Origin of the sequence: Chloracidobacterium sp. (genome assembly GCA_016711345.1) — a bacterium.
Lineage (GTDB): Bacteria > Acidobacteriota > Blastocatellia > Pyrinomonadales > Pyrinomonadaceae > OLB17.
The window spans coordinates 16,966-29,981 of sequence record JADJTD010000012.1; the positions used below are offsets into that span (position 1 = coordinate 16,966).

The window sequence follows — 13,016 nt, forward strand, 5'->3', positions numbered from 1 at the left end:
CACGAAAAGCCCGATATATCGGGCTTTTCGTGTAACAAATGGTTTCGTCTGTTTTCTAGCTAACAAATTCGTGATCGTGGCCGTTTGTTAGCTCGCGTTTTTTCGGCGGAACTTCCTCGTCATCATCGTCCGTATCGTCATCGTCAGACTCTTTCGGCTTCTCTGCTGGAGCCTCCGAGGTCTGCTTCGGAGCATAAAGCTCATCGATGTCAGTTCCGGTAACTTCCTGAGCAAGTTCTTTATCGGCTGCCCATTGCTTGAGAAAGTCTGCATAATCTTCGCCGCCTTCGGCGTGAACCCTGCTCGGCGTGGTAAGACGGTTTTGCAAACGAAGCACGTCGGTCTGGGCGTCCTTCGTTGGATCGACATAGGCAAATCCGCGCGGCTGCCATGCCGGGTTTTGGATCTCGTTAAATTGAGCGGCCGTGATATCGAGTTTGCCGTGAAGCCATGCTCGAAATACCCACGCGTGAAAAACGCGGCGGCACAATGTGTTTGCATAAAATTCCTGATCGCTCTTGCAGCGTTCGCGAAATTCGCCGAGGCCTCCGCGCGACGATGAAAAGTTGACAGCCTTCCAGTTTCCCATCAGCAAGAAATACGGCACTCGAAGAGCGGTCGCGACATCCATGTCGAGCGTTTCTTTGAATGCTGGATGGTTCTGAGTCGGATGATCTGGCTTGAATTGCTGCAGTTCCCATCCCGGTAGCATCTGCGTGATCGCAAGCGGCGATGAGTCGATCAGTGGGTTTGTCTCGTTGCCGTCGTCAGTTTCCTTGCCTGTGAATTGTGCCTCGGCATCGCCGGAGGTATTTTTGAGGATCGCAAATTGATTCGCGCTCACGCGCGAGGCCATCGTCACGCTTTCAACATAGCTGTAGGTGTTTTTCGCCGGAAGCAAAGCGGGAGCGAGTTCCGGAACTCCGTGCACTTGCGAAGCGTCTTCGAGAATTCGAAAGCCGTGGATCATCTGCTCGGCTGGAATTCGTGTGCGTGTCCGCGATCGGTTCCGCGTGAACATCATCTCGCTCGTCGGAGTCGTCAGCCAATATGCGACCGGTTTGTCCCTGGCGTCAAATTCGATCGACATTATGATGCGATTGCCGTCCGTCCGCGTGTCATTATAGGTGAAATCGAACCATGTCACATCCCAGACCTTGAGCGAAAATCCATATTCATTGTCGGCATCGATCATCTGGATCAGAAAAGCACCGTCGCGTTCGCGCTGTGTGAGGCATAGGTCTTGAACGCCTTTCCAGTCGAGGTTTCCGGCGAGTGTGCAAGTTTCCGGCTGTCCCCATTTCCAAAACTCTTCCTCGACGTGCTGATTGAGTTTTACGTTGAGTTTGCCATTGCCTTTTCGGGCTCGCGATTGCAGTTGAATGCCTTTGCGTCCAATGACATTCGCACGCATCAACTGCAAATAGCTGGCGATGTGCAAATAATCGCGAGCGGCGATGCGCGAGCGGGCGATCAGCGTCGATAGCGAAACCTTTTGCTCGTAATTCGCACCGGTCGGCGTCGTCGGCCAGTCGGCGTTGAGACGTGTGCGTTTCGCAGCCGCATAAGCTCGTTCGTTTTTTGGCGGAAACAATGCGTCCCAAATCCTGACCGACAGTTTCTTTTTCTTTTGTTTATTCATCGTAAACCCTCATATTGATCGTCTGCATGATCGGCTTTCCATTTCGAGACCGTTCGGCGGCCAGTTCATTTGCGTAGATCGCGGCGTATTTGTCACGCGTTTTCATCGTCTCTTCGCGCGACGCACGCACGACCTTTTTCGATCCCGACGGCGTCGAGACCTGATATTCGACGGTTTTGCCGTCGGACGTCAGCATTCCGGCGTCGATCGAGTCGATGATCTGCTTTGCCGTCGAACGCGTTTCGATGGTCGCCGTCGATGTCGGATCAAAACCAAGAATGACGCGAGTGCGGCCTTGCCCGATCCTGATCTTGTTTGTCGAGTCGGCGATCTCCGTCAACCACGCCTGCCATGTGTACCATCCTGCGACGGTCATCAGCACGGTCTTTGTCGCCGGAACCGTGATGTCGAACGCCGAACCGTCGGCGACAACCTCAGTTCCCCAAGCGGCATTAAATCCAACGCCGGGACCGCGAAAATAATAATTCAACTGCCAGAGCGTCGCCGGATAATCATCGTAAGATTTTGTCCATTGAACTTCTTCTCGCGTCGTGATGACGGTCGGCTCGATCGTTCGTGTTGTTGCTGTCATGGTCTGTATCCCTCAAATGGATTGTTCTTCGTTAAACTGCCGCGAAACGGCAAAACTCTCGGCGTTGGCGTTGTCGGCGTTGTCGGCGGTTCGTCCGGGGAGTTGTCAAGCATTTCTTGACTACTCGTTTCGTCACGCTCCACAACCTCGCCATGAGCCAGCCTTCGCCTGGCGATCGCTTCATAATTCGGCGGAAAGATCGCCCTGGCCGCGAGTGCGTAAACCCTGACGTCGAGGGCTTCGTTGCGGACGCCTTTCGCGACCGGCTCATAGACTCGATAAGTTCGCCCGCCGCGAATGTGCGTCACCATCCGCTCGCTGCAGAGCTGCTTTTTGTGAGCGTCTTCGTTGTACGGCTGGCGATCCGGAAAATGACAGTAACCGGGACCGGGCTTCTCGACCTTGAACGCGGAGTAAATATCATCCTTCGCTGCGTTCGTGCCGACCGGGAATAGCCTGACCTTCGGGCCGCGACTTGTGACCGTTGGTTTTGCGAGCAGCGGAGCGACCGGACCGCCGATGCCTTTCACTGCAAACCATCGTTTCTTCGCGTATTTCTTGCAGAATTTTGCGACGACGGTCGAAAGGTAGCCGTAATCGACGCCGACGCACTGGATGCGAAACGCAGGCGTTCCGGCAACGCCCGGAAACGATCCCATCAGAAACGCAGCCAGCTCGTCCCAAACGCTCGCGAGAGCCTCGGTTTCTTCGTCCGCTTCGTCGTCGTTCGTGACCTCGATGCCCGGCGAGCCGTAAAAAACCTTGTAATCTATCGACCACGATTCGTGATCTTTTCCCCAGCCGACTATCTCGCACTCAAGACGATCTTTCTGCACATCGACGCCTGCGGTCAACATCAAAACGCCGGGCGGCACGACGGCCGGATATTCTTCGAGGTTCCAGGTCAGGTCTTCGTACTCGATCTGCTCGACCGGCTTCCAGACCTCGCCGAGAACGGTGTTTGTATAAACCTCGAGCTTTGCCATCGACTTTTTCGATTCGAGAAAATCGACGATCATCCTTCCCCAACTTACAAAAGGCGAATAGATCTGATTGATGCGAAACGATGCGACGCCGTTAAATTCCTTCGCCGCCCGCCAGTAACCTTTCGCCAGCATGTCCTCGCGGTCAAATTCCTCGATCATCGCGGCACAGTGTTCGCAGAGATAATATGGCGATTCCGGCGAGTCTTTGTCCCATTTCAGCCCGAAGGACGTTTCCTTTCCGCCGAATTTCAGCGTCTGAAACTCTTCGCAATGCGGACACGGCACATAAAACTCACGCTGATCGCCGCGTTCAAAGTCGTGCGAGATGTCCGCACAAGTTTCGCCCGCCTTCGAACAATCGCACCGACGCGGCGTCGAGTTTTTAATGATCAGTTCTTCGCCGTCGTAGGTCTTTGTTCGAGCCTCGCCGAGCTTGACGGCGTCGCCTTCATTCGTCGGCTTGTACGCGGCCTTCTCGTCAAACGCAAGCACCTGAGCGGGACGCGACGACAGCTCGGCCGGCGATGTCGCCCACACGATGTAAAGCCCGCCGCCGGGAAAGCGTTTGACGTTCTGATTATTGTCTTGAGATGTTTGATAAATCGCGTTTTTCAGTTCCGGCGTCGCACGCACCATCGAGTCGAACGATTCCTGCGTCCACGCCTTTGCCTTGTCTTCTTTTTCGGCACAGTAAATGATCTCGGTCGGCGCCAGATGAATGCGTTTGCCGATGATATTGTTCAGCATCTCGGTCCCGCCAACCTGCGAAGATTTTTGAAAAATGATCTCGCGAACAAACGGATCGTCCGCACAAGCCATGATCTCCGTCAAAAACGGCAAAGTATCGTTCGACCATTTGCCCTTGCGCGAACCGCGATCGACAAACCGAAACGTCTCAGCCCACTCAGGCGTAGTCATCTCGTCCGGTATCGCAAGATCGATGCCAGCTTGTACGGCCTTTAATGCTGTTGACGAATAGGTCATTATTTTTGATCGATGAACGCCGCAAAATTACTCTTCAACATCTTCATGATCCGGTCGCTGTCGGCCTTCAAAACCTTTTTGACCTCTATCAGATTTTTTGCCTTCGCGAGCTTCATCGCGATGCGTTTCGGCTGCCTGACCGTGTATTCCTGATAGATCGCACCGACGATGCTCTGCACGAGCACCGTCATCTCGGTTCGCTCGACCAGTTCGCCGCGTGCCTCGGCGAGTTTTAGTTCCTTGAGTTCGTAGGTTGCACGCAGGTCGCGAAGTTTTGCCGCCGAGATCGAATCTTTTGCCGACAGCAGGGCAAATTTCACCTCTTCGCTAAAGCGGTAAAGCGTCAGTTTTGCTTCAACAAGCACCGGCTCATAACCAAGATCGTCGAGCCGAGACTTCACCGTCGCACGGTCGAGCTTGCACCGCTTCGCGATCTCACTGATCGAGATGTCTTCGAATTCGATTTTCACCGCAGCTTGAGCCATTATTTGATTTTTTTCATGTCGAGATAGGCGCCGAGCCACTGATAAAGCCTGATAGCCTCTTCATCGGTCAAGTCAATGTGAAAGTGGAGATCGCGGAACGTGTCCGGCGTGAAAAGCATCGTCGGATAGCGCTCGTCCACTTCCGAGATGTCGCCGTCAAAGTCCCATGAAATGCTGAGTTGGTGCACCGTACCTTCATCTTTAATTTTTGCGATACCGTAGTTTTCTTCTATATTCATCTCTTATTTTATGACCGTGCCTTTAACCTAGCCATTGTCGTTGCAACGCCCGCGTCGATGTTTTTCGCGAGATTGCGGTCTACGACTTTCCTGATCGGCTTTTCCCAGATGTCGGCTTTTTTCTGTTTTGCTTTCGGTGTCAAAACGTACATCGGCACCCAGCCTTTTGCACCGCCGAGATCGGCATAGAGCAGCTTTGTGCCGTTGTCGTTCTCGACTATCGCCGCCTTGCCCGAGGCTATCAACGCTTTCGGCCTGTGCTCGGCACGGATGCGGCTGCCTTTGTTCGGCCGGGCAAATTTCGTCGGCACGGCGATGTGATTGCCAAGCGGAAACTTTGTCGCTCCGGCCTCGTGCATCGGTAAGAACTTCGCAGTGGTGTAAATTGTGGCCGTAGGTCGATACTGGTCGCCGCGTGCGATGGTCACTTTTATACCGATCGGCGAATTCGTCAGCCACGCATTGCGGATCGTAAACGTCCCGCGCAGATTTGCGACGACCGCCGCCTGAGCTTCCTTGGCGGTTTTGGTCACGCCTATCGCGATGCCGTTTTTCATGTATTTTATGATTCTTTCGGCAGACGGCGGGCGTTGAACGAGTTTTGCGGACATCTTGAACATTTCATTTCCTAAGTCTCGACCGATGTCACAAAGACGCCGGTCAAATTATTATTGCGGGAGATCCCAACGACGTAATATTCATAATTGTTCGGCGAGTTGATCATCTTAAAAACCTTTCTCTGTCCGAGGTGCGTGATAAATGCTGTTCTTAGCTCACGATAACGTTTGCCGACGGCCTGGCCTTGCGAAACGGTCTGCGACGCGATGGTGTGATCCATGAACGTGTCGAAATCCAACTGCTCCTGAAAGCCGAGCCGCGTGAGATCCTTCATCGTCGCCGAAGTCACCGCACCTTTCCGCCTCGCAGTCGGCAAAAATACCTGCCAAAAATCATCCGTTTCCGAAAGAAAATTCAGCCCTTTCACCAATTTTTCAAGTATTTCAGCCGTTTTCGTCATAAATTTTGAGGGAGTTAGTTACTCCCTCGATCCAATTCAGCGAGGCGAGATAGCCAATAGCACCTCATTTATAATTGGATTTCCGCCCTTTCAGGCGAACTGTTTTGTCAATTTTCTACAAATACCCGCAATGATCGCCGCCGTTCGTTGCTGATAGTTCGTCGGTGTCAATCCCGTTGGCGGTCGCGGTTTGCGTCGGACTTCCCTTTGCGGCATCTTGTGTCGCTGATGCCATACGCTGTTGACTTCCATATCCGGCAACGTGTCGAAGTAAACGATTCGCCTGTTCTTTTTTTGCAAGTCTAAGCATTTGAATTTTGCCGATATAAAAAGCCAGTTTCGGTTTACGGTAACAGGCGGTTTTTCAATGATTCTCGTAAAAACTTCCTGTGATATATCCTCTGCGTCTTGCCAGTCATTGAGCATCGAAAAGCAGTAAGTCGTGATCTGCTTGTTATGTTTGAGATAAAGCCCCTCAATATCCATTGACCTCAGCTTTGTTATTGCTCACATCGCAAACAAAAGTGCCTGCCTTGAGGCGTTTGCGATGGTAGAACTGATAGCTCCAAGGGCTTGTTTTGGTGCCGGGCCATCGTGCCTTGCCCCAATTTGCGACAAAGTAATCACAAACCACGTTCTGCGTCGGATCTGTAAGCCGTGCCGGGTATGCGATCTTCATAGTCGCCGCTGCAGGCAGGGCTATATCAACAACAGCCGGTGTCGCCGTGCCCGTCGGCATTTGTGCCGACGCCGTAAAAAATAAGATTGTGATCAGTGCCAGTGTTTTCATTTCCCTAGATTGATCTTTTCCTCGATACGCTGAATGTCTGCCCGCGTTTCGGAAAACTGCTGCTTGATGAAATCGGAGCGCTCGTCAAATAATTTAAGCAGCGTTCCGCTGATATGGATCTCGGAGTTTGCCGTGTGAACCTGAAAACTGCTCTGCATATTGTTCAGCGTCACTTCCATTTCATCGACTTTATCTGACATTGACTTCCATCTCGCCGTCGAAATCCCGTAATGCACCGCCCAGCTAAAAACAATGCCGAGCAAGGTCAATACCTGAAACCAGTTAGTAGCCAGCCATTCGCCCATTCGTGAGAGTTCCCCTTATTCAAAGATCACGCGGCCAAAGGCCTCCGCGATCCGCCACAACCCATAACCGCCAAAACAAAGAACGCCCGCGAATACCACGAGCCAGATGCGATTGATTATCTTTTGTCTTTGCTTCGGGTCCATTGATCTTCCTTTTCGCCTGGCGGCTGATAGCTTGTCAGAACAGCGTCCTTCCGCTGAGGCTTCTCAACGATCCGAAATCCCAACCAAAACAAAAGCATGAAAACCGCTGCTGACATTACTTTTTCTTCCTTCCGAAAAGCCCCTTGAGCATCTTCGTTATTCCCCAACCGACCTCGGCGATCTGAGTGCCTTGATCGATCATCCCGTCAACCGAAGGCGGCGTGAATTCCTTCACCGTGTCCGCGACCTTTTTGCCCTTCTCGAAAGCCTGATCAACCTTTTCGGTTTTAGTTTTCTTATCGGCCATTACTTCCCCAAAGGGTTAGCCGATCCTTGTATGCGGCCCGTAACTGCCTGAATGAACGCCAAAACACCCGCAATAATGGCAGATATCTCAGGATGCCCCGCGAAAAAGGTCGAAAAGAACACCAACGCAAAGTTAATCCCCTGAGCGACCATTGCTAAAATTCCGATAAATTGTGACCAAGTCATAATAGTTTTTCTCCTATCTGATTTTCAGCTTCTGCCCGACCTTGATCAGGTCAGATTTCAGCCCGTTCAACTTCTTAATTTCGGCCACCGAAAGGCCGTATTCGATCGATAAACCCGACAGCGTGTCGCCCTTTTTCACAACGTGAATCGGCGGCTTTGCGGCAGAGATGGTCGTGTCGGCGGCGAGTGTGGGTCCGCTTTCGCCGTCGGCTTTCTCTGTCAGCGAGCCCGGGTTCCCGCCTGCCGGAACAGCCGCGGAAATGTGCCAGTCCCGTTCGTCGTCGTACAGTGTCGGATCGGAAACGACTGAAATATGAGCGTGATGATCGTGCGGATTAACGCCGGAGTAAGTCTTCCAGCGCTGCAAATTACTACCTTCAACCGTGATCTTGCCTTCGTAAATGATGTATTTGACCCGCTTGTCACGGCTCGCACAGATCGCGTCAACGACAGCCTTGATCGAATGAATGTCCGGCGCGAGGTCTTCGTCGATATCGATCGCACAGACAACGCCGGCCGCGTTCGGATTGTGATCGCTCTTGCGGTTTTTGTGCGATAGATCGCCGATCCATCCGTCGGACCGCTTATCCCGATTCGGATACGCAGCATTGATCTGCTGATCGCGTAGATGTGCAAGGCTTTTGGCAAGACGATATGTCACGCCAAACAGATTATTTTTTTTTGGCTTTAATTAAGTTTTAGGGGGGGATAAATTGCCGACGGTTTCAGTCTTCAGCCGCATCCGGCGAGCCTTTCGACCACTGCCCGATCCCGCGGGATCGGCATTGTAAAACACGATCTCACCGTCAGATTCAAGCTCACCGGCCAGCCGCGAGATCACGTCAACATGCCACTTGAAATGAGCCTTGAGTTCAACGATTGAGCAGTTTCCACCCATTTTTCGCATGTATTGCAGGATCGCCTTTTTCTTTTCCCGAACACTGAAACCATAGTGGCTGTCCATCAGATTCGCCGCCCTATGAAGAGCCGTGGCCGCAAAGGTGTCAGGAGCTTCCGAAGCAAGCAACTTCACCCTCGCCGCAAACGACAAGCCCTCACGCTTTACCTCATAATCCAATTCGACCATTTTACCTAATGAGATGTGGTTGATATGAAACCTTTGGAAGACGCGCTCCTTTTGAACTGTTGCAGCTTTGGCACGCTGGAATGATGTTTGCCGCGGTATGATTGCCTTCCATTTTCACGGGAACGATATGATCTTTTGTAAGTGGCTTTTTCAATCCACAATACGCGCATTTGAACCGATAGGCGGCTTTAATTGCCCGCCACTGTGTTTCAGTAAGATCAACAATGGCGTTTTTTAAGTGAGTCCGTCGCCGATACCGTTGAGCGGAAATAGCGGCGGGATTGTTCTTTTTCCATTGCACGCGATTTTGACGCTTTTTCTCTGGGTCTCGCCGGTCATCGCACGCCCGTTTTATTTCTTTTTGGGCAGCACGGTAAAGAGCAGGGTCGTATTTTAGGATTGGGCAAATCTTGGTATGTGCTTTCTTTAGCCGGACGCCTTGTGCTTTTATACGTTCGATGTCCTTTTTTAATTCCTGAATATCACGGATGTTTCTTATTTGGGCTCGCCAGTTGTTGATGTAATCTCTCCGTTTTTCTCTGTGCTGTGATAAGCGAATAGGGTCGTTTTTTAATCTGTGACGCCATTCGAGGGCGTTCTGTCTAGTGCTTTCTTGGGTTCTAATTCGAGTCGCAGCCTTTCGCTCTTTCCATTCATCCTCTGAAATTTTCTGATACTTGTAATTTCTCGCTTGTAACTCTTTGACGCGCTCGGGATGGTCCGCCTGCCATTGACGGGATCGCTGATCGATCTTTTCCTTGTTCGCGAGATAGTGCTTTCGAAAACGGATCGCGTGACAGTTTCGACACTGCGAACTAATGCCCGATTTCAAATGTGCATCCTTCGGGAATGCCGTGATCGGCTGTTCAGTTTTGCATTTGGTGCAAACTTTATTCATAAAATCCGTTGTCGTTGAAATTCATTTTTTTAATAGAAAAGAAGACCCCTCGGGCTCTTGCGATACCCGCGATTCTGATGATGACCTTAGGACCCGTGAAATTCTCACTCATCACTTCCTCCTGCTCTCTCTGGTATGGCTCGATCTTTTGCCACGCGATATATTCATTGGCAAACCACCAAAGCGTATCTGTCGCGTCTTCCCCCCGGCCCCCCGCCCCCCCGGGGCGGGGGGGCCCCGCGGGCCCGGGCCCCCCGGGGCCGCCCGGCGGGGGGGGCCCCTGTTCGCCCCGTGCTTTGCGAGTTGGGCTAAGTGGAAGGTCGCCGCAAAGTCACCAACTCTCTCAAGTTCCTCGTCGTCACCGATGTCAAAATTCTCACTGTAAAGCCAAGAAGCCTCGTGCTTCAAGGCCTCCCTGTCGGCTTTGGCGGGGTTGATCGTTGAACAAAAATGTCGATGTCCGGGAAGGGCCTCTTTGCATTCCTCGCAATGTCGATCCGGTCGAGTACATACGCCATTCTGTTTCCGATGCCCACATTCACAAACGCCCGCCTCCCTGTCGGCTTTGGCATCAGCCTGCGGTTTGGTTGGTTGTTCGGCCGCGACATCGCCGCATTGCGGGCAACGATCAAACGCAGTGCCGTTCCAAGTATGTCCGCAAGATAAACCGAGCCTCAAGCGGCTTTGAAACTCACTCGCACCGCCAGCGGGCCTGCATCGCTTCAAGTCTATGCCGTCCTCGTAGGCGTTCTTACCGCATTTCGTGCAAGTATCTGAAAAGGTGAAGGCGTGACTGCCAGCGGGTTCGGCGGCGGTCAGGGCGGCGTTGTAAATTAGCAACGGCTTCCCTGCCAACTGATTCAACGCGTCAATATCAGAGTGCAAAAGACAAGTATTGCCGTCAGGATATGCCCCTGTTTTAATCCAGTAACCGTCTTGCCCTTGGTCGTATTCCAGTCTTGGCAGTGGTCTCGCCGCGTCTTGGGCTGCGCCTCGCTCGGCGGGTTGTGGTGTCGGGGTTTTAGTCATTTTGATTGCTCCTGTGCGTCTATAATTGCTGGCGTTGGCACTGGATAGTGCTTCTCAAAAAGAACTAGCACATCGCCAACAAAATCCAACCACTTCTGGTCAACCTCAGAAGACGGGTGAACAAATAGTTGTGGTGGCGTTGATTCGTTCTCAAAATAGTAATCGTGAATTGGTGTTTTACGTTCATATTACCCTTTCGTGATTATCCTTGACGGTAGGTATAAATTTTGCTATTATTATAGTTAGTCGAGAGGCTAACTATTATGAAAGCAGCAGTTAAACCCAAAATGAAGCGATATACGGTCAAAGATTTTCGTAATCAATTTCCGACCGATGATGCCTGTCTCGAATATCTCAAAGATTTGCTATATCCAGAGGGTATCACCTGTAAAAAGTGCGAGAAAATCACCAAGCACCATAAAGTAGCCTCACGCCGAAGCTATTCGTGTCAAATTTGCGGTCATCACGTTCACCCGACCGCCGGAACCATCTATCACAAATCAACAACGCCTTTGACCGATTGGTTTTATGCCGTCTTTCTTATGGCTTCAACACGGTGCGGCATATCAGCTAAACAGCTTGAACGTGAATTAGGCGTTACCTATAAAACCGCTTGGCGTATGTTTAAGCAAATTCGATCTATGCTTGACGAATCCGACGCCGACAAACTGACCGGAAAAGTTGAAGTTGACGAAACATACATAGGCGGTAAGCACATCGGCACAAATATCAGAGGTCGCAACACCAAAACCAAAGCCGTCGTTGCTGGAGCCGTAGAGCGTGACGGTGGCAAAGTCAAAACGAAAGTTATCCCAGAGGAAGCGCTCCGACCTTACTTAATTTTGTCTGCAATTCTATCGAGACTCAATCGACCGTATTTACCGACGAATGGAAGTCCTACAACAAAGTCAAAGATCACGGCTACACCCACCACCGCATTTATCACGGTAAACGGGTTTATGTGCAAGGCGAAAATCATACAAATACCATTGAAGGCTTTTGGTCAATCCTCAAAGGTGGCATTAAAGGCGTTTACAGGCACACGAGCCGTCAGCATCTACAAAGCTATGTCAATGAATACGCGTTTCGTTACAACCGCCGAAACGACGAAACGCCTATGTTTCTTCAGTTTCTTGGTCAGGTTCGCAAATCCGTTGACTAGCCTTTTTTTAAGGCGTCCTGAAAATCCTCTTGCGAGAACATTTCTTCGTCGGCTTCCGAGATTTCTTGGACGGCCTGATTAGAAGTCTTTTTCACGTCTTCTTTTTGTTTTATTTTTACGGTGCGTTCACTGACCATAATTTCTCTCGTAATTCACTAAATTTCGCCTGCACGCTATCGCCTATAACTAACTGTTTAGATGCCACCTCTGGAAATTTATCACTACCTTTTATTGTAATTTGTAGTTTTGAGAAGTGAAAATTCAGGTCTGACGCATCTTTGTTTTGAGTAAATTCCTGCCACCCCTCTTCAATAAAGTCTCTTTCCCTAGGGTCTAATTCTTGGTATATCACTAGAACTGTATCCTCATTATTCTGTAATTGTTTTGGCGGTTTATCCACAAACTTTAGTCTTTTCAAGCCTTTACCTCTAAACATTATATCACCGCCCAATTCTTTTCAACGGCAATGTCGAAAACTGAATGGTTTACGATCTTCAAAGTAAAAGCAATATAATCTAAAACTCCGTGCTTACCGCTATCCGCAATCCACGCCTTTGTGGGCTGAATGGTAACAAACCATTCAGGAAATTGAGCGTGGGATGCCGCTAATTCATATAGCCATTTTTTGCTTTCATAATGCCCCTCTAATGTAGTGTAATTATCGCCCGCCCGAACCAGAGATTGCTTCAGCCCATCAATTTCTTTTTGTTGTTCCCGCAGGTCTTGCTTGTGGTTCTCTTTAAGCCGTTCAATTCTTGCGCTAAGCGTGTCAATTTCCGTTTTCCGCCCCTCATTTTCGGCATATACAGCTTGATAACGACCTCGCAATTCATCATCTGGCTCGGCGTCCGGTAAGATTGATAACCCTTTTCCTGAATCCCCATTTTCTGTGGCTTGACCGCTTCGCCACTGTTTCAACCAGATCAGGCCGTTCAAAAGCCACACGGTTGCACAAAGAGTAGAAACAGAAATAAGACTGACTGCCCAAAGCGGCAATTCTTTGACGTAGGCAGAATATCCGGTAAGTGTAGTCACTGCCACACCTCCTGCATACCAAAGTACCTGAAAGATAAAATTGCCGAGAACGCCCTGCGTGAGAGGCTTATTGGCAAGCGGATTTTGCATAAGAAAAGACCAAAAATGTTAATATAACATAAAATCAT

The 13,016-nt window shown here is 50.6% G+C and carries 19 protein-coding genes; 2 read left to right on the forward strand and 17 right to left on the reverse strand.

The window, feature by feature from the left end:
* Positions 1–55: 55 nt before the first annotated feature.
* The 15 genes from IPL32_19970 to IPL32_20040 form a co-directional block, all read right to left on the reverse strand.
* The gene (locus IPL32_19970; GenBank protein ID MBK8468097.1) at positions 56–1,642 is read right to left on the reverse strand and encodes a phage portal protein; all 1,587 of its coding nucleotides are present in this window, start codon (positions 1,640–1,642) and stop codon (positions 56–58) included.
* A complete protein-coding gene (locus IPL32_19975; protein MBK8468098.1) occupies positions 1,635–2,234 on the reverse strand; it encodes a hypothetical protein in 600 nt (199 codons plus the stop codon). The genes IPL32_19970 and IPL32_19975 overlap by 8 nt, the downstream gene beginning before the upstream one ends.
* Positions 2,231–4,204, reverse strand: coding sequence for a phage terminase large subunit family protein (locus tag IPL32_19980; GenBank protein ID MBK8468099.1), 1,974 nt, complete (start codon positions 4,202–4,204; stop codon positions 2,231–2,233). The genes IPL32_19975 and IPL32_19980 overlap by 4 nt, the downstream gene beginning before the upstream one ends.
* A complete protein-coding gene (locus IPL32_19985; GenBank protein MBK8468100.1) occupies positions 4,204–4,674 on the reverse strand; it encodes a hypothetical protein in 471 nt (156 codons plus the stop codon). The genes IPL32_19980 and IPL32_19985 overlap by 1 nt, the downstream gene beginning before the upstream one ends.
* 14 nt (positions 4,675–4,688) lie before the next feature.
* On the reverse strand, positions 4,689–4,928 hold the full coding sequence (locus IPL32_19990; GenBank protein MBK8468101.1) for a hypothetical protein: 240 nt from the start codon (positions 4,926–4,928) through the stop codon (positions 4,689–4,691).
* Positions 4,929–4,936: 8 nt separating this feature from the next.
* On the reverse strand, positions 4,937–5,548 hold the full coding sequence (locus tag IPL32_19995) for a hypothetical protein (GenBank protein MBK8468102.1): 612 nt from the start codon (positions 5,546–5,548) through the stop codon (positions 4,937–4,939).
* 8 nt (positions 5,549–5,556) lie between these two features.
* A complete protein-coding gene (locus IPL32_20000) occupies positions 5,557–5,946 on the reverse strand; it encodes a hypothetical protein (protein MBK8468103.1) in 390 nt (129 codons plus the stop codon).
* 90 nt (positions 5,947–6,036) lie between these two features.
* The gene (locus IPL32_20005; protein ID MBK8468104.1) at positions 6,037–6,432 is read right to left on the reverse strand and encodes a hypothetical protein; all 396 of its coding nucleotides are present in this window, start codon (positions 6,430–6,432) and stop codon (positions 6,037–6,039) included.
* Complete coding sequence (locus IPL32_20010) at positions 6,422–6,736, reverse strand: hypothetical protein (protein ID MBK8468105.1); 315 nt, start codon at positions 6,734–6,736, stop codon at positions 6,422–6,424. The genes IPL32_20005 and IPL32_20010 overlap by 11 nt, the downstream gene beginning before the upstream one ends.
* Positions 6,733–7,041 carry a hypothetical protein gene (locus IPL32_20015; GenBank protein MBK8468106.1) on the reverse strand — a complete coding sequence of 103 codons (309 nt, stop codon included), beginning with the start codon at positions 7,039–7,041 and terminating at the stop codon, positions 6,733–6,735. The genes IPL32_20010 and IPL32_20015 overlap by 4 nt, the downstream gene beginning before the upstream one ends.
* 259 nt (positions 7,042–7,300) lie before the next feature.
* Positions 7,301–7,492 carry a hypothetical protein gene (locus IPL32_20020; GenBank protein ID MBK8468107.1) on the reverse strand — a complete coding sequence of 64 codons (192 nt, stop codon included), beginning with the start codon at positions 7,490–7,492 and terminating at the stop codon, positions 7,301–7,303.
* The gene (locus IPL32_20025) at positions 7,492–7,677 is read right to left on the reverse strand and encodes a hypothetical protein (GenBank protein MBK8468108.1); all 186 of its coding nucleotides are present in this window, start codon (positions 7,675–7,677) and stop codon (positions 7,492–7,494) included. Before IPL32_20025 ends, IPL32_20020 begins: the two co-directional genes overlap by 1 nt.
* Before the next feature lie 13 nt (positions 7,678–7,690).
* Positions 7,691–8,245 (reverse strand): LysM peptidoglycan-binding domain-containing protein, encoded by a 555-nt coding sequence (locus IPL32_20030; protein ID MBK8468109.1) that lies wholly within the window; start codon positions 8,243–8,245, stop codon positions 7,691–7,693.
* Positions 8,246–8,368: 123 nt separating this feature from the next.
* Positions 8,369–8,764 (reverse strand): hypothetical protein, encoded by a 396-nt coding sequence (locus IPL32_20035; protein ID MBK8468110.1) that lies wholly within the window; start codon positions 8,762–8,764, stop codon positions 8,369–8,371.
* Position 8,765: 1 nt separating this feature from the next.
* On the reverse strand, positions 8,766–9,662 hold the full coding sequence (locus IPL32_20040) for an HNH endonuclease (protein ID MBK8468111.1): 897 nt from the start codon (positions 9,660–9,662) through the stop codon (positions 8,766–8,768).
* 456 nt (positions 9,663–10,118) lie between these two features.
* Between IPL32_20040 and IPL32_20045 the strand changes: the two genes are divergently transcribed.
* Positions 10,119–10,328, forward strand: a complete 210-nt coding sequence (locus tag IPL32_20045) for a hypothetical protein (protein ID MBK8468112.1) — start codon at positions 10,119–10,121, stop codon at positions 10,326–10,328.
* Positions 10,329–10,954: 626 nt separating this feature from the next.
* Positions 10,955–11,935 carry an IS1595 family transposase gene (locus tag IPL32_20050; GenBank protein ID MBK8468113.1) on the forward strand — a complete coding sequence of 327 codons (981 nt, stop codon included), beginning with the start codon at positions 10,955–10,957 and terminating at the stop codon, positions 11,933–11,935.
* A 33-nt stretch (positions 11,936–11,968) separates the two neighbouring features.
* Here the strand turns inward: IPL32_20050 and IPL32_20055 are convergent, their stop codons facing one another.
* Entirely contained in the window at positions 11,969–12,289 is a 321-nt protein-coding gene (locus tag IPL32_20055) for a hypothetical protein (GenBank protein ID MBK8468114.1), read from the reverse strand.
* Positions 12,289–12,978: a hypothetical protein gene (locus IPL32_20060; GenBank protein ID MBK8468115.1), complete on the reverse strand. Its 690-nt coding sequence runs from the start codon at positions 12,976–12,978 to the stop codon at positions 12,289–12,291. Before IPL32_20060 ends, IPL32_20055 begins: the two co-directional genes overlap by 1 nt.
* Positions 12,979–13,016: the final 38 nt, after the last annotated feature.